General features: G+C 45.9%; 14 protein-coding genes. All 14 read right to left on the bottom strand.

The window, feature by feature from the left end; genetic code table 11:
• Positions 1-49 precede the first annotated feature (49 nt).
• Positions 50-1,489 carry a TrkH family potassium uptake protein gene (locus ACERC8_RS00600; RefSeq protein ID WP_373657965.1) on the bottom strand — a complete coding sequence of 480 codons (1,440 nt, stop codon included), beginning with the start codon at positions 1,487-1,489 and terminating at the stop codon, positions 50-52.
• A gap of 8 nt (positions 1,490-1,497) precedes the next feature.
• The gene (trkA, locus tag ACERC8_RS00595) at positions 1,498-2,844 is read right to left on the bottom strand and encodes a Trk system potassium transporter TrkA (protein ID WP_018369103.1); all 1,347 of its coding nucleotides are present in this window, start codon (positions 2,842-2,844) and stop codon (positions 1,498-1,500) included.
• Positions 2,841-3,056: a hypothetical protein gene (locus tag ACERC8_RS00590; RefSeq protein WP_373657963.1), complete on the bottom strand. Its 216-nt coding sequence runs from the start codon at positions 3,054-3,056 to the stop codon at positions 2,841-2,843. Before ACERC8_RS00590 ends, trkA begins: the two co-directional genes overlap by 4 nt.
• A gap of 22 nt (positions 3,057-3,078) precedes the next feature.
• Positions 3,079-4,359, bottom strand: a complete 1,281-nt coding sequence (locus ACERC8_RS00585) for a uracil-xanthine permease family protein (RefSeq protein ID WP_373657961.1) — start codon at positions 4,357-4,359, stop codon at positions 3,079-3,081.
• A gap of 545 nt (positions 4,360-4,904) precedes the next feature.
• Positions 4,905-7,406, bottom strand: a complete 2,502-nt coding sequence (gene leuS, locus ACERC8_RS00580; RefSeq protein WP_373657960.1) for a leucine--tRNA ligase — start codon at positions 7,404-7,406, stop codon at positions 4,905-4,907.
• 251 nt (positions 7,407-7,657) lie between these two features.
• Positions 7,658-8,800 carry a molecular chaperone DnaJ gene (gene dnaJ / locus ACERC8_RS00575; RefSeq protein WP_373657959.1) on the bottom strand — a complete coding sequence of 381 codons (1,143 nt, stop codon included), beginning with the start codon at positions 8,798-8,800 and terminating at the stop codon, positions 7,658-7,660.
• Between the two features lie 432 nt (positions 8,801-9,232).
• On the bottom strand, positions 9,233-11,056 hold the full coding sequence (gene dnaK, locus ACERC8_RS00570; protein WP_373657958.1) for a molecular chaperone DnaK: 1,824 nt from the start codon (positions 11,054-11,056) through the stop codon (positions 9,233-9,235).
• A 338-nt stretch (positions 11,057-11,394) separates the two neighbouring features.
• Entirely contained in the window at positions 11,395-11,823 is a 429-nt protein-coding gene (locus ACERC8_RS00565) for a GNAT family N-acetyltransferase (RefSeq protein ID WP_373657956.1), read from the bottom strand.
• A complete protein-coding gene (gene grpE / locus ACERC8_RS00560; protein ID WP_373657955.1) occupies positions 11,823-12,353 on the bottom strand; it encodes a nucleotide exchange factor GrpE in 531 nt (176 codons plus the stop codon). The genes ACERC8_RS00565 and grpE overlap by 1 nt, the downstream gene beginning before the upstream one ends.
• A 10-nt stretch (positions 12,354-12,363) precedes the next feature.
• Entirely contained in the window at positions 12,364-13,398 is a 1,035-nt protein-coding gene (hrcA, locus tag ACERC8_RS00555; RefSeq protein WP_373657954.1) for a heat-inducible transcriptional repressor HrcA, read from the bottom strand.
• A gap of 91 nt (positions 13,399-13,489) precedes the next feature.
• On the bottom strand, positions 13,490-13,717 hold the full coding sequence (locus ACERC8_RS00550; protein WP_373657953.1) for a hypothetical protein: 228 nt from the start codon (positions 13,715-13,717) through the stop codon (positions 13,490-13,492).
• 1 nt (position 13,718) lies between these two features.
• Positions 13,719-14,234 (bottom strand): DUF2812 domain-containing protein, encoded by a 516-nt coding sequence (locus ACERC8_RS00545; RefSeq protein WP_373657952.1) that lies wholly within the window; start codon positions 14,232-14,234, stop codon positions 13,719-13,721.
• The gene (locus ACERC8_RS00540; RefSeq protein WP_373657950.1) at positions 14,231-14,548 is read right to left on the bottom strand and encodes a PadR family transcriptional regulator; all 318 of its coding nucleotides are present in this window, start codon (positions 14,546-14,548) and stop codon (positions 14,231-14,233) included. The genes ACERC8_RS00545 and ACERC8_RS00540 overlap by 4 nt, the downstream gene beginning before the upstream one ends.
• A 118-nt stretch (positions 14,549-14,666) precedes the next feature.
• The gene (adhE, locus tag ACERC8_RS00535; protein ID WP_373657949.1) at positions 14,667-17,315 is read right to left on the bottom strand and encodes a bifunctional acetaldehyde-CoA/alcohol dehydrogenase; all 2,649 of its coding nucleotides are present in this window, start codon (positions 17,313-17,315) and stop codon (positions 14,667-14,669) included.
• Positions 17,316-17,633 lie beyond the last annotated feature (318 nt).

The following is a 17,633-nucleotide window of genomic DNA, read 5'->3' as shown; positions in this document are numbered from 1 at the left end:
TAAAAACTGTCCTGAGATAGGGCAATGTGTGCTAGAACAGCCCTGCTAATCAGTATTTAGACCAGGCTTTTTTGCTAAAGAGCAAGAGGAGCGGAAAAATTTCCAATCGCCCAGCAATCATCATGAAGGACATGACCAATTTTGAGAATGGGCTAAAGAAGGCAAAGGTCTCTGTTGTTCCCAATATTGGTCCAATATTGTTAAAAATACTGGTACTGGCACTGATAACCACCAAAAAGTTGTTACTATCAAGACTAAGGACAAAGACTAATCCGATAAATAGGGCAACGTAGACCACAAAATATTTCATGATGCTATGCTGAGTGCCCTTATCTAAGGTGCGGTCATTAACATGGACGGTCATGATGCGATTGGGATAGAGATTTTGTAGGGTTTGGAGTCGGATAATTTTAGCTAAGATCAAGACTCGCATCACCTTAAAACCACCAGCGGTCGATCCTGCCATCCCTCCGATAAACATGAGCATGAGCAAAATCATCTGAGAAAACATCGGCCACGACGATATGTCAAGCAAGCCAAAACCAGTGGAACTTAACAGGCTCGCAATTTGGAAAAAGATGACTTCCAGAGCCTTACCAGAGCTTGCAAACAAACCTCCGATATTGAGAAAAAGCAGCGCAGCACTCCCAAAAATTACAATAAGATAGGCCCTTAACTCTTCATCTTTGAAAAAAAGTTTGATTTTCTTGAGCAAGAGGAGATAATAGAGGCTAAAGTTTACACCAAAAACAAGCATACCAACGGTTACAATCCCTGTGATCAAAGAACTATTGTAATGGGCAATGCTATCGTTATAGACCGCAAAACCGCCTGTTCCAGCTGTTCCCATACTAATAATCAGACTATCAAAGAATGGCATACCAGCCCAGTAAAGTAGGAGGGTTAAAATGGCAAAAAGGCTGAGGTAAATAACGTAAAGGATTTGGGCAGTGTCCTTCAGTCGCGACACTAACTTACCAAAGACGGGCCCAGGGACCTCTGCTCGCATGATTTCAAGATGACTATTTTTCTCGTTATTGAGCAGGGCCAAGGCAAAAACTAATACCCCCATGCCGCCAATAAGGTGCGTAAAGCTCCGCCAGAAGAGGAGTGACGGGGACAAAACGCCAACATCCGGTAAAATCGTTGCCCCTGTTGTGGTAAATCCTGAACTCACTTCAAAAAAAGCATCAACTAGAGATGGGATTTGACCACTAAAGACAAAAGGAAGAGCACCAAAAAATGACCAAAGTACCCAGCACAAAGAGACAATTAGCATGCCTTCTTTGGCGTAGATTTTTTCAGTTTTGGGGTTGATGAGACTCCCAAAAAGACCAATCAGCGTTAACAGCCCCATTGTGATCAGCAAGGCTCGAAAAACCTTTGCTTCTTCCTGGTAAATCATGGCAACAACTAATGGGACGACCATCAGTGCCGCTTCAATCAAGAGTAATTTTGAAAGGGTACGGCGAATAATTGAATGATTCATATCGCCTCCTAATCTAACAAATCACAAATATTGTGGATGTTTTTTTGCAACGTCGCAACGATCACCTTATCATTGATTTGGAAGCAATCCTGTCCAGTTGGGAAAATAGCTTTCCCTTTTCGGATAATAGCCATAATGACAATATTTGGCTTTAAGCGTAGACTATCAAGTGGTTTGTCCGTCGCTTTATTATGATCTGTAATGTCAAACTGGAGGGTCTCAACCTTACCTTTCGCCACATGGTGCAGGGCTTCAAGACTTGATTCTTGAGCATTCTTACGGCCACGAATAAAGTGCATCATACTATCAACGGCAATGAGTTTTGGGGTGACAATGCTCGAAAAATCGCGGTCTCCGATAATTTCTAGCAAACTTGTTCGGTTAATCTTAGTGATATTTTTAGGAATACCGAGACTGTCTAAGTACATCGACGCAATGATGTTTTCTTCGTCGACCCCAGTCAAGGTTGCGACAGCATCGTAATGCTCAACGCCCTCTTCAAGCAAGACATTTTTTGCAGTGCCATCACCTTTGACCACATGCAAGTGTGAAAAAGTTTCACTGAAAAATTCAGCCCGATCTCGTTTGAGTTCGATTAACTTAACATTAATTTTTGTATTTTTGAGAATGGTCATGAGGTAGTAAGCAATCTTGCCAGCTCCGATAACCATAAAGTTTTTGATGACCTGTGTTTTTATGCTATTGTGGAAATTAACCATGGCTTGACGTTGCCCTGTCACAAAAATTTTATCATTGGCTTGAATGGAGACCAGACCGTCAGGAATGATGACCTCCTTGCCACGCACAATGGCACAAATCAGAATGTCTTCAAATTTTTTCCGGAATTGCTGTAAAGACAGGCCAACCAAACGACTGTTCTCGGCAATCTTAAATTCCATCAACATAATGCGACCGTTGAAAAAATGCTCAACCGATAGGGCATTTGGAAACTCGATAGCATTAGCAATATAGCGAGCTGTCAATAACTCAGGGTTGATAATTTGTGAAAAACCAAGAATGTTGTGGTCACGAAAATAAGGGTTTGAATATTCGGGATTACGCACCCGCACAATCGTCTCCTTGGCTCCCATTTTTTTAGCCAAAACAGCAGCAATCATATTAACTTCGTCCTTATCCGTTAGGGCAATAAAAATGTCGCAGTGACGGACATCTGCTTCATCTAAAATTTGAAAATTCACCCCATTACCAACAATTCCCATCAAATCATGACGCTTGGTCACCGTCTTAATGACTTGCTCATCCTCGTCAATCAGGGTCACATCATGATCTTCGTCAATCAGAGAACGGCAGAGGGCGGTACCGACCTTTCCACCTCCGACGATAATTATTTTCATGTCTTATCCTCTTTTAGGAAAATAGCAGAGCTTTTCCTTCTATTTTGTGAGTTGTCACTCCTTTTCATTATACCTTTTTTTAGAAAAATTGCACCTTTTGACTCCTCTTTATAGGACAAATCGGAGAAGAAAATCTCTTCAAAATAATCTGACTGAACCATCTCTCCATTTTGTCCTTTATTTGTAGCCATCATGCTAAAAAGCTGAGGCATTTCTGCTCCAGCTTTTGACTGTTTATTCTGTTGATTCTTTTGGTAAAATCAGATTGAGCAAGACACCAACAATAGCTGCTAGGGCTGTCCCTGAGATGACCAAGCTAGAGCCGATCTGCAAAACCGCTCCGCCAAGACCAAGCACCAGCATCGCAGAGGCGATAACAAGGTTACGCGAAGCCCCAAAGTTGACTTTTGACTTAATCAAGACTTTAAGACCGTTGCTGGCGATAACCCCATAAAGAAGAATGGACATCCCTCCCAATACTGCTGTTGGAATCGTTGAAATGAGGGCGGTAAACTTGGCACAGAAGCTAAGACCAATAGCGATGAAAGCTGCGTGACGGATGACTGACACGCTGGCAATCCGTGTCATCCCAATAACCCCCGTATTCTCACCATAAGTCGTATTAGCAGGACCTCCGATAAAAGCTGAGAATGCCGTTGCCACCCCGTCACCGATTAGGGTACGATTGAGCCCAGGTTCTTTCAAGAAATTCCGACCAGTAATTTCACCTAGAACCATGTGGTCACCGATGTGCTCAGCAATGGTTACAATAGCAATCGGTAGAATAGCTAGCGCTTCAGGACCAAAGTAAAATTTGTACTGACCAAAACTCTCGATACCAGTGGCAAATGGTAGGCTAATGGTCGGTAGAGCAAACCATGCTGCTTCCTTAACAGGAGTAAAGTCAACCAACCCAATCAAAGCAGCCACGATGTAGCCACCAGCAATGGCAATCAAGAAGGGAATGACCTTCATAAAACCTTTGCCCTTGGTTTGAACCAAGACGGCGATCATAAAGCTGACCCCTGCTACCAGCATGTTGCGCCAGTCACCGTCTTTAACGAAACCTGCGCTAGTTACAGCAGTATTAGCCAACCCAAGACCAATCACAATAATCATCGGCCCGATAACAACAGGTGGCAAGAGCCTATCAATCCACGCTGTACCGACCTTACCAACCAACAAAGCCACAAGGACATAGACCAAACCGACAAGAATAATACCTGTCTGTGCTGCTGAAATATCTCCCCCCATCTGCTCTTTGGCAAATCCCATCGCTGAAATGTAGGCAAACGATGAACCTAAATAAACGGGAACACTGAACTTAGTTGACACCATATAAATCAAGATCCCTATACCAGAAGCTAGCAAGGCTGTTGACACCGACATTCCTAATAGCAGTGGCACTAAAATCGTTGCGCCAAACATCGCAAACACGTGCTGAATACTAAGCAACAACCCTTTCCCCAAATCAGGGCTCTCGTGAATATCAAACAATAATTTTTTCTCTGCCATGTCTTCTCCTTTTCTTGATGAGACTGATTTTTGGCATAAAAATAAGTCCCAATGATACCGAAATGAGACTTGCTTGGTTATTCGATAATGCAGAAAAAGCCAATGCCTTTTTCTTTTTACTGTCGAAGTCCCTTAGTAGGCTCTCTGTCCCACCTTAAAAGTCCTTATTTCTTGAAATATTTTATCAAATTTTCAGATAAAGTCAAGACATTTTGAAAAAATATTTTTTAAGCCCCGATGCTACAGCATATCGTAAAAGTAAACAAAAAACAGACACTAGTTTACAATCTCAGTAGTGTAAACTAGCATCTATCAACTAACATTAGTGTAACGTTTTAAATAATGGCATTTGGAAAAAACTCCCCAGCGCAATATCTAATCTAAAGGGGCTTCCCCTACCGATTCCCCCCAACAGTCTGGAAGTAGACTGTTGGAAGTTGGAAATCAGCAAAGAAACGAGTGACCGTTACTTGTAACGATGCTGACAAGTTTGGTTGGTTTCCAGAGACTGGGGAGACTCTGGAAGGTGGCAAACGAGTAACGTTTTACTTAACCACAATGTTGACCAACTTATTCGGTACAACAATGACCTTGACCACCGTCTGTCCTGCTATCTCGGTTTGGACTTTGCTATCTGCCAGAGCAGTTTTCTCCAGCTCTTCTTGGCTCAGGTCTTTGGCAACCGTTAGGCGAGCTTTGACCTTGCCCTTGATTTGGACAACGATTTCGATTTCGTCTTCGACCAGTTTACTCTCATCATAGGTCGGCCAGGTCACATAGGAAATGCCATCTGTTACACCTGTTACCTGCTCCCAGAGTTCCTCACCCAAGTGCGGTGCAAATGGTGCTAGCAGCTGGATAAAGCCTTTGGCATAGTCGAGATAGAGCTGGTCTTCTTTGTTGGCAGCGTTGACGAAAATCATCATCTGGGCAATGGCTGTGTTGAACTTGAGCTCTTCAATATGCTCAGTGACGACTTTCACTGTCTCATGGTACACCTTGTCCAGCGCTCCGCTATTGTCCGTAACCAATGACTTGGTCGTGATTAAGCGGTAGACACGGTCGAGGAACTTGCGACTGCCCTCCAGACCTTCCTCGCTCCAAGCGATAGACGCATCAAGCGGCCCCATGAACATCTCGTAAACCCGCAGCGTGTCAGCCCCGTACTGGTTGACCACATCGTCAGGGTTAACCACATTCTTTAGGGACTTGGACATCTTGGCTGGCAACTGTACTAGCTCTTCACCCGTTTCCACATGGAAGAAGCTGCCATCACGTTTTTCTACCTTGTCACTAGCCACCAGCGCCCCACGACCATCACGGTAACTAGTCCCCAAAATCATCCCTTGGTTAAAGAGTTTTTGGAAAGGTTCCTTGGTCGGCACCACGCCAATGTCGTAGAGGAACTTATGCCAGAAGCGGGCATAGAGCAGGTGAAGCACAGCATGCTCAGCCCCACCGATGTAAATATCAACTGGCAACCAGGCCTTGAGAAGGTCTTCGTCTGCCAATTTTTCACTGTTTTTCGGGTCAATGTAGCGCAGGTAATACCAGCTTGAGCCTGCCCATTGCGGCATGGTATTGGTCTCACGACGACCCTTGACCCCATCTTCACGGGTCACTGTCAACCAGTCAGTTAAATTAGCCAATGGGCTCTCGCCTGTGCCAGACGGCTTGATATCACTGCTTTTTGGCAAGATGAGCGGCAGCTCACTCTCTGGAATCGCCGTGCTGGTCCCATCTTCCCAATGGATAATTGGGATTGGCTCACCCCAGTAACGCTGACGGCTGAAGAGCCAGTCGCGAAGGCGATAAGTGATTTTCTCCTGACCAACGCCGTTTTCTTCTAACCAAGCCACCATTTTAGCAATAGCGTCCGCCTTATCCAGTCCATTAAGGAAATCAGAGTTGATATGAAGACCATCTTCTGTATAAGCTGCTTCTTGGACATTGCCACCCTCAAGGACAGGAATAATCTCAAGGTCAAAGGCCTTGGCAAAGTCCCAATCCCGCTCATCGTGAGCAGGTACTGCCATGATGGCACCTGTCCCGTAGCTCGCTAAAACATAGTCTGCTATCCAGATGGGGATCTCTCGTCCATTGACAGGGTTGATGGCATAGGCACCCGTCCAAACACCCGTCTTGTCCTTGTTGAGGTCTGTCCGAGCCAAATCCGACTTGAGGCTGGCTTGGTGCTTGTAGTCTGCAACAGCTTGGGCTTGGTCAGCAGTTGTAATCTCTTCGACCAGGGCGTGCTCTGGCGCAAGAACCGCATAAGTCGCTCCAAAAAGGGTATCAGGTCGTGTGGTAAAGACAGTGAACTCACGGTCTGTATCCTTGATCTTGAAGGTCACATTTGCACCTGTTGATTTGCCAATCCAGTTGCGCTGCATGTCCTTGATGGATTCTGGCCAGTCCAGCTCTTCCAAGTCATTGAGAAGACGCTCTGCATAGGCAGTTATTTTCAGCATCCACTGGCGCATCGGCTTGCGAACGACTGGATAACCACCTCGTTCAGACGTGCCGTCTGGCAAGACTTCTTCGTTGGCGATGGCGGTCCCCAATTCCTCTACCCAGTTGACAGGAACTTCGGCTTCATAAGCCAGCCCTTTTTCATAAAGCTTGGTAAAAATCCACTGGGTCCGCTTGTAGTAGTCAGGGTCAGTCGTATTGATTTCCCGATCCCAGTCATAGGAAAAGCCCAAAGCGTTAATCTGACGTTTGAAATTGGCAATATTCTCTGCCGTAAAGTCAGCAGGGTCATTTCCCGTATCCATGGCGTACTGCTCAGCCGGCAGACCAAAGGCATCCCAGCCCATAGGGTGAAGGACATTGTAGCCTTGCGCCCGCTTGTAACGGCTGAGAATATCTGTCGCCGTGTAACCCTCAGGGTGTCCCACATGGAGACCCGCTCCTGATGGGTAAGGAAACATGTCTAGGGCATAAAAGTTCGGCTTATCCTTGTCCGTACCCGTCTTAAAAGTGTGATTAGTCGCCCAGTACTTCTGCCACTTGGGTTCAATGTCTTTGTGATTGTAAGTTGCCATAAGGTTCTCCTTTATCGTATCGTCTCTAGTCTCACCTCGACATGTTACTGCTAGAATAATATCGTCATGCTAAACCAGACAAAATCAACTTGATTTAGCAGCGTTATTCAAGCTCCCACGTTATCAGGTGCCTCTTTATTCTATCATATTTTAAGACAATTTGATAGCTGGATTCCCTAAAATTTTCTGATTTCTCTGACCATTTCGCCAAAAAAGCCCCGCAGGGCTTTGGAAAAATAGCAGAGCAGTTCTTATAACTCTTCCAGGGCATCTTTCACCTTGTCAAAGAAACCTTTGCGTTTAGGATGGACATCATCCAAGCCGCTGGCTGCCGCAAAATCTCTGAGCGCAGCTTTCTGACCGTCGTTAAGTTTGGTCGGGGTCACAATATTAACCGTGACATGCTGGTCACCCACTGCGCCACTTCTGATGTGCGGTGCTCCCTTACCTTTGAGGCGGAAAGTCTTGCCAGTCTGTGTCCCTGCTGGAATGCTCATCTCAACCGCACCATGAACAGTCGGTACCTCAACCGTGTCACCAAGAGCAGCCTGAACAAAATTGATATCCATGCTGTAGTAAATCGTTGTGCCATCGCGTTTGAATTTATCGCTTTGGAGAACGGTGATGATGACATATAAGTCACCGTAAGGACCGCCATTGAAACCTGCTTCTCCACCGCCTAAATGACGTAGTTTCAGTCCAGTTTCTGCTCCAGCAGGTATTTTCACGGATAGCTTATGTACTTTGGTCTCATGACCTGTACCATGACAGGTCTGACATGGGTCTTTGATCTCCTTGCCTCGTCCGTGACAGACATCACAAGTCATCTGACGACGCATCATGCCAAGCGGCGTTTGCGTATCAACATTGATCACCCCTTGACCATGACACCGTCCACAGGTCACAGGACTGGTACCTGGCTTGGCCCCTGACCCACTACATGTCCCACAAGTGGATTGACGTTGGTAGCTGATTTCTTTCTCCGTACCAAAGATAGCTTCTTCAAAGCTGATACGGATTGGATACTGAAGATCATCGCCCTGACGAGGGGCATTAGGATTCCGAGAACCACCGCCACCACCGAAAAAGCTAGAGAAGATGTCCTCGAAGCCACCAAAGCCGCCGCCAGAGAAGCCATCAAAGCCGCCGAAGCCACCGCCACCAAAACCACCGCCTGCTCCAGCAGGTCCAAACTGGTCATAGCTGGCCCGTTTTTGCTCGTCACCGAGCGTCTCATAGGCCTCTTGGATGCCCTTGTATTTTTGCTCCGCCCCAGCTTCCTTGTTGATGTCTGGGTGGTATTTTTTAGATAATTTCCGATAAGCCTTTTTAATCTCGTCTTGCGACGCAGACTTAGAGACGCCTAATCGGTCGTAGTATTCTGTATTGTTCATAATTTTACCTTTCGGTTTTTTCTTGATACTTTTCTTAAGTAGCACGGACGCCAGCGATCTCCTTCGGAGTTCCATGGCTAAATTCTGAGCCAAAGTCTCAGAAGACCGCCGTGAGAATTGCGACAAATCGCTATCCTCACTCTTGCTACGGCGAAAAGTATCCGTTAAGAGCTCGCTTCGCTCGCCATAGCAGAGCAGCAAGTCACATTTAGTTGGAAACTTTTTCCATTACCCGAAAACCAGAGGCTGGGTATCAACCTCTGGTTTGAATGTTTATTGTACAACAACGGTATTCAACTGTACAGAGACGACGACTATTCAGGAAGTTCGATAATAACTTCCCGAATCATCTAGTAAGGCACCTAGCCAGTCGCCAGAATAGCGACTGGCGTTCATTGATTAGTTGCTTTAGCAACAATCAATGTTGGTGCATTATTTCTCCGTAAACTCGCCGTCTACGACATCGTCACCTGCTGGGTTAGCTTGGCTAGCACCTTCTGCGCCTGCGGCAGCTTGCTGAGCTGCTGCGGCTTGCTCATACATTTTCACCGCCAAGGCTTGCGCTTTCTCATTGAGGTTGTCAAATTTAACTTTCATGTCATCCAAATTGTTAGCTTCTTGGGCAGCTTTGAGTTCGTCCAAAGCAGCTTGGACAGCGTCACGCTCGGCGTCAAAGCCTTTGCCCTCAGTTTCCTTGATGGTCTTTTCAGTCGCAAAGATGGCTTGGTCCACGTCGTTACGAAGATCCACTTCTTCTTTACGCTTCGCATCAGCTTCAGCGTTGGCTTCAGCGTCCTTCATCATGCGCTCAATTTCTTCTTCAGACAAGCCATCGTTAGACTTGATGACAATGGTTTGTTCTTTTTGTGTCCCAAGGTCTTTGGCCTTAACAGAGACGATACCGTTCTTGTCAATGTCGAAAGTTACTTCGATTTGAGGGATACCGCGAGGCGCTGCTGGAATATCTGTCAACTGGAAGCGACCAAGTGTTTTGTTGTCTGCTGCCATCGGGCGCTCACCTTGAAGAACATGGATGTCTACGGCAGGCTGGTTATCAGCCGCTGTTGAGAAGACTTGTGATTTAGAAGTTGGGATAGTGGTGTTACGATCGATGAGTTTAGTGAAGACCCCACCCATAGTCTCGATACCGAGTGACAATGGCGTAACGTCCAAGAGAACAACGTCTTTCACATCACCAGTGATGACACCACCTTGGATAGCGGCACCCATAGCAACGACTTCGTCAGGGTTAACAGATTTGTTTGGTTCTTTACCTGTTTCTTTACGGACAGCTTCAACCACCGCTGGAATACGGGTTGAACCACCAACGAGGATAACTTCATCAATTTCAGAAGCTGACAAACCAGCGTCAGAAAGAGCTTGACGAACAGGCACTTTGGTACGCTCTACCAAGTCATGGGTCATTTCATCAAATTTCGCACGAGTCAGGGTCATTTCCAAGTGGAGTGGTCCAGCTGCTCCCGCAGTGATGAACGGCAAGCTAATTTGAGTTTGGGTCACACCTGACAGGTCTTTCTTAGCTTTTTCAGCTGCATCTTTCAAGCGTTGGAGAGCCATCTTGTCAGCTGACAAGTCAATGCCGTTTTCTTTCTTGAATTCTGCCACCATGTGGTCGATGATTTTCTGGTCGAAGTCATCACCACCAAGTTTGTTGTCACCAGCAGTGGCGAGAACGTCGAAGACCCCATCACCGAGTTCTAGGATAGACACGTCAAAGGTACCACCACCAAGGTCAAAGACCAAGATTTTTTCTTCTTTGTCTGTCTTGTCAAGACCATAAGCCAGAGCTGCTGCGGTTGGCTCGTTGACGATACGCTCTACTTCCAGACCAGCGATTTTACCAGCGTCTTTGGTCGCTTGACGTTGCGCGTCGTTGAAGTAGGCAGGAACAGTGATAACTGCCTTAGTCACTTTCTCGCCAAGGTAATCTTCTGCATAGCCTTTGAGGTATTGCAGAATCATGGCTGAGATTTCTTGTGGGGTGTATTCTTTGCCGTTGGCAGATACTTTTTCAGAAGTCCCCATCTTAGATTTGATGGAGATGATGGTATCTGGGTTGGTCACTGCTTGGCGTTTTGCCGCGTCACCAACGATAATTTCGCCATTTTTGAAGGACACAACAGATGGAGTAGTGCGGTTCCCTTCTGGGTTAGCGATGATTTTGCTCTCAGTTCCTTCAAGAACTGCTACTGCTGAGTTAGTTGTACCTAAGTCAATACCGATAATTTTAGACATAGTGTTTACCTCTTATTATTTATTTTCTTTTTGTTTTTGACACTTTTCTTAGGTAGCACGGACGCAAGCAACCGCCTACGGCGTTTCATTGCTAAATTTTGAGCCAAAGTCTCAGAATTTCCGCCGTGATGACTGCGATTCTCGCTGTCATCACTCTTGCTACGGCGAAAAGTGTCGGTTATCAGCTCGCATCCGCTCGCTGATTGGTTATTTCTTTTCGCAGTAGCTGATTGGTATTTCTTCGTCCTATGGACTGTGAAAAACCTAATCAGCCTTGCGGGGGTGCGTCAACGAAATCAAAGATTTCTGACTTACCGCCTAGTTTAATGACATTGCGGTCAGAGTGTTCGACGCATGTAAAGATACGCGTCTTCGATGTTCTCCGATTCTTGAAAGCCAAGCGCCGTCCAGAACCTTCTAGCCTTTTGATTCTCTAAATGGACAGGTAAGGAAACTTGTTTAGCTTGGTATTCTTTTTTCAGATAGTCCAAGCTCAGCTGGACGGCTGCTTTTCCTAGACCTTTGCCTTGATAAGGCTGATCAATCAAAAAGTTGATGATTTGATAATGATTGTCTCCCACATAAAAGGAAACAAAGCCGATTAAATCGTCATCTTGATAAATCGCTCGTGGTTGAAAATCAGAATTCAGCCACGCTTCTGCCAATGAAAACTCAACTGAATCCACATGGTCTTTTTCCAACAAGCCCGACTTTATGCCCAGACAGTCAAAAAAGTTTTCTTCTGTAATGTTACGTAAGAATAACATTAATTATACACCACCACCATAGCTGGTCTAAGCAGGCGTTCATGGAGTTTGTAGCCTTTTTGGAAGACTTGAGCGATGGTGTCTGCTGGGTTGTCGTCATCAGCTGGTAGGGTTTGAACTGCCATGTGGAGATTTGGATCAAAAGTTGTTGTCTCAACCTCTTCGACGCCTTCTTCTTTCAGGGCTTGGAGGAGACTATCTTGCACCATTTCGATGCCTTTTTTGACGTCGTCCGTCAAGCCTTCAACAGCTAAGGCACGCTCTAAGTTGTCCAGACTAGGCAAGATTTTTTTGGCCAAGTCCTGCGAACGGTAGCGTTGCAGGGTCTGGCGTTCTTCACTGGCACGTCGCTGAATGTTTTGCATTTCAGCGTGGGCTCGCAGGTATTTGTTTTCAAACTCTTCTGCTCGCTCAGTCGCCATTTCCAGCTCTGTTTTTTCTGGACTTTCAGTGACTTCTTCGGTTATTTCTACTGATTCGTCGACACCTTCTTCTTCAAGAATGTCGTCTTGTTTCACTTCTTCTGACATGCTTCCTCCTTTAATGTACTTCGTAATGATTGCTATTGAGATAGCGGTAATAGTCTTGCAGCTTCATGAAGAGGACTCGACTGATGACATTGATGAGGCTCATCTGCCGATGGTAATCCATGTCAATCGGTCCTATCAAGCTCATCTGCCCCATGCCCCGATAAGGGACTGGAAAGCGGTGATGAATGACAGTCAGCTCACTCAAGACAGACTCTCGTGCATCACCGACCAAGATAGCGGTCGTCTCCTGCTCTGTCACGGTTGACCGCAGGCTGACTGCCAAGGCTTGTGGGCTATCCAAAAACTGATAGGTCTCTGGACTGCCGTAGGTCAGCGTAGCCATTTTCCCAGCGACAAAGACAGTGTCTTGAAAAAGGGGCTGAAAAAGATAGTCCATGACATCCAGCACATTGTCCGTCGTGGTGAAATAGCGCTGCACCACTTGAGGAATCTCCGTCCGCAGGCGGTAGTGGATGTCCAAGACCGTTTGCCCGATGAAACGCTCATCAACCAACTGCTTGAGGGTCGCTAAATCCCGTGTCAACCAGTTTTTTGGAATGGCAAACTGAACGGTGACAGGCTTAGAAGCATCGAGTGTCAAGACAGCTAAGGCGTCATGGCTACTCAGCTGCACCACATCAAACTTGGTCAAGCGTTGCTGGGTCGGCTCCACATCGAGCAAGACAGCCGTGTAACCTGTCATCTCTGCCAGGACCTGTGCCGCCCGCTCCAAGATATCCTCTAGGCGAAAGGCTTCAAAGTCAAAGGCTTTGACCACCTGATAGACATCCGCCTCGTCCATCCACTCTCGATTGAGCGTGTGGGTCACGAAATACTGAAACCCAGCTCGGCTAGGCAGGCGACCGCTTGAGGTATGCGCCTTTTCCAGCAAGCCCAACTGCTCAAGTTTTGCCATGTCGTTGCGAATGGTCGCCGAACTAGATGACAAGACGTCTTGCAAGGCTTTGGAGCCAATCGGCTCATGATGCTGGGTAAAGAGCTCCACAATCAGATTCAGAATCTCTGTCTGCCGTTGGGTAATCATAGCGAGCTCCTTTCTATTAGCACTCTAAAGTATCGAGTGCTAAATCTTATACTCCTATTATACACCATCCTCTCTCCTTGTCAAGAAAAAATTAGCACTCTTTTACCAAGAGTGCTAATTTCAGTCTTAAGACCGAGAAGACTTCTTTTGTCTGAAGAATCGAATCACTAAAAGTGACATCACGACTAGCTGAACCAGAGCCAGAAGATTGACCCCCCCAGTCAGAAAGAGTTGTGGCTGATAGGTCTGTCCGTGGCAAAACAAAGCTGACAAAAGTCACAACATTCAGTAGCAGAGCTGCGATTGGTTGTTTTTTCATATTAGTTCCTTCTGTATTTCTTCCATAATTGGTAAAAACGGTAACCGACATAAAAACAAATCGGTACATCAATCATGGCAACTGTCACCGCTAAATCTAGCTTATTAAAGAATGAGCCGCCAGCAATAGTCAAGACAACCATGCTCAACAAAATCAAAAACCGTCTTATAAAAATTTGTCGAATCATCTCCCAGCGACTGGTCTCATCACTGAAAATATCATCATCTTCCACTTGGCTGGCAGGTTTTCTAAAAATCTCAAAACTGTTGCAGGTCGTTACAGGTTCCCAACCATAATCCCGATAGAGCTGGTAGTAAGTCTCCTGGTCAGCTCTGCCATTATCCTTAAAATCCAAGCGATAGACCACTTCTTGAGGCGCCGTTTCTTCAAAATGAAAGAGGCAGTCAAAGCGAATCTTGGTCAGCTTCCAGCCCTTGCGGTGCATGGCCGTCAGGTAGTTGGCTTCCTCCTCAAAATCGGTGATAAAAAAGAATTTCACTTCCGTCTTGGTTGTCATAGGCTTTCTCCTCTGCTGGTTTTATATAGGCGTTCGATCCGTGTCAACTCTAGAGCCAGAATCTCCCTACCCAGGGCAGTTATCTGGTAGATCTTGCGTTTTTCTTCTTCTCGTTTGAAGGCAATCAAGCCATCCTTTTCCATCTTGGATAAGGTGCCGTACATGGTGCCAGGGCTGATGATGACCTGTCCAGTAGTTAGCTCCTTGGTCCGCTGGGTAATCTCATACCCGTGCCGCTCCTCTTGTAAGGCAAAGAGGATATAAAAAGCCGTCTCGGTCATGGGAATGTAGACCCGCTTAATCTTCTCCTGCATAGCACTCCTTTCGTCTCTTGATATATCGAGGTTCGTTATACATTGATTATATCGCAGTGCGATAGTCTTGTCAAGAAAAAAGCAATCAGTTTACCTGATCGCTTTTCCTTTTATTTTTTTACTTCCGACGTCCTGGGCGTTCTGCGTAGCCGTAGTAGGCGTCTTCGATGATTTCTTGCATGTGGTCAACCATTGGCAAGCGTGGGTTAGCTGGTGAACATTGGTCTTCGTAAGCCAGAAGAGCCAATTCACGAGAGTATTTCTTGAGTTCTTTCTCGTCGACACCTTGGTCACGTAGGTTCATCTTGATACCGACACGCACACCGAGGTCATACACAGCTTTAGCGTAAGCCTCAACCGCTTCTTCCGGTGTAGCGCATGGCAAACCAAGCATACGAGCGATTTCTTGGAATTTCACATCCGCTTTCCAGTAGTTGTACTTCGGCCATGTTGTCGTCTTAGATGGGCGAGTACCATTGTAGCGGATAACGTATGGCAAGAGGATGGCGTTTGTCCGACCGTGTACGGTGTGGAAGCGTCCGCCAATCTTGTGCGCCATAGAGTGGCTCATGCCAAGGAAGGCGTTAGCAAAGGCCATACCAGCCATGGTGGAAGCATTGTGCATTTTCTCGCGCGCTTCGCTGTCAAAATCATTGACTGATTTTTCAAGGTATTCAAAGACTAACTTGATGGCTTGAAGAGCGAGACCGTCTGTGTAGTCGTTGGCAAAGTTTGAGGTATAAGCTTCTGTCGCGTGGGTCAAGACGTCCATACCGGTATCTGCTGCGATAAAACCTGGTACAGTCTCTACAAGAGCTGGATCCACAATGGCAATAGTTGGTGTCAATGAGTAGTCCGCCAATGGGTACTTGCGGTTATTGGCTTTGTCAGACACAACCGCAAATGGCGTTACTTCTGAACCAGTACCAGATGTAGTTGGGATACCGATGTACTTAGCTTTTGCACCCAATGATGGGAAGCGGAAGGCACGTTTACGGATGTCCATGAATTTTTGAACCAGATCACGGAAGTCCACTTCTGGTTGCTCGTAGAAGAGCCACATGATTTTCGCAGCGTCCATTGGAGAACCACCACCTAAAGCGATAATGGTATCTGGCTCAAAGGCACGCATCACTTCGGCACCACGACGAACAGTGGTGATGTCTGGATCTGGCTCAACATCTGAGAAGACTTGAACCGTCACTTTGTTAGAACGCAGGTTGAGCTGGTCAATCACACGTTGCACAAACCCTAGTTTTTCGATGGACTTGTCTGTCACAATCATGACACGCTCAAGACCTTCTGCAGTTTGCAGGTATTGAATAGAATTGCGCTCGAAGTAAATCTTAGAAGGTACTTTGAACCATTGCATGTTGTTTCTCCGTTTTCCGACTTTCTTGATGTTGAGGAGGTTGACAGCACTCACGTTGTCACCAACTGAGTTGCGACCGTAAGAACCACAACCAAGGGTCAATGATGGAATAAAGGCGTTGTAAACGTCCCCGATACCACCGAAAGTAGATGGAGAGTTCCAGATAACACGCATGGCACGCACACGGGTACCAAATTCTTTGGCAAGAGCTTCGTCCTTAGTATGGATCGCCGCAGAGTGACCAAGACCGTGGAATTCAACCATTTGACGGGCTTTTTCAAGACCATCTTCGGTGTCTTCTGCTTTCAAAACAGCGATAACTGGAGAGAGTTTTTCACGAGTAAGTGGCTCGTTTTCACCAACTTCAGCACATTCTGCCGCTAAGATGTTGGTACCTTCTGGTACTTTGAAACCTGCTTGCTCTGCAATCCATTCTGCTGGTTTACCAACGATGTTGGCATTGAGTTTTGCACCTGCACAGTTTTTGCTGTTGGCTTTCACGCCGAAGCAGAACTCTTCAAGGAGGGCTTTTTCTTTCTTGTTAACAAAGTAGGTGTGGTAAGATTTGAATTCGTCTACAAAGTCATCGTAGATCTCTTTGTCGATAATAACAGCTTGCTCAGACGCACAAACCATACCGTTATCAAAGGACTTAGACATCACGATGTCATGTACAGCTTGTTTGATGTCAGCTGATTTTTCCACATAAGCTGGGACATTACCTGCACCAACACCGAGCGCTGGTTTACCACATGAGTAAGCGGCACGCACCATGGCGTTACCACCGGTCGCAAGGATGGTTGCGATACCGTCGTGGTTCATCAGAGCTGCTGTTGCTTCCATAGAAGGTTCAGTAATCCATTGAATACAGTTTTCAGGAGCACCTGCTGCAATCGCTGCGTCACGCACGATTTGCGCCGCATGAGCTGATGATTCTTGAGCTGATGGGTGGAAACCAAAGACGATTGGGTTACGGGTTTTCAGGGCAATCAGAGATTTGAAGATAGTGGTTGAGGTCGGGTTGGTTGTTGGGGTAACACCGCAGACTACACCAACTGGCTCAGCAATTTGTGTGATACCTGTGATTGGATCATCTGAGATAACTCCAACAGTTTTCACACCACGCATGTTGTTGACCACGTGCTCACAGGCAAAGAGGTTTTTGGTGGCCTTATCTTCAAAAACACCACGTCCTGTTTCTTCGTAAGCATGTTGTGCCAAGATACCGTGCGCATCAAGGGCAGCAACAGATGCTTTTGCCACAATGTAGTCAACCTGTTCTTGGTTCAGTTGACGGAAAGCATCAAGCGCAACAAAACCTTTTTGCACCAACTCATCCACGTGAACTTGAGCTTTAAGTGCTTTGTCTTCTGGTTTAACTGATTTTTCAGCCATGGGTTTTCCTCCTCTGTTTAACAAGATTTTTTCTTGTTAATTTTTTCACATTTGTTTTACATGTTCATTATACAACTTTTCCATTCATTTGTAAACCCTTTTTGTGATTTTTTTAACAAAAGTCAACGAGTTTTTTATTTTGAACAAGAAAACGCTTACTGATATAGTTTACACCTTTCCTTTAAAAAAATCAAGTTTTTATATCAAGTCAATAAATTATCTAAATCATTACTACCCAGTTTTTGAACGTTCTCAAGCAATTCCTGCCTAGCAAACTTTTATTCTCCGAAGCACAGAAAAAACGATAAGAACTTCCCT

The organism is Streptococcus sp. E29BA, from assembly GCF_041807805.1.
GTDB lineage: Bacteria > Bacillota > Bacilli > Lactobacillales > Streptococcaceae > Streptococcus > Streptococcus entericus.
This window is presented reverse-complemented; position numbering and strand designations above follow the sequence as displayed.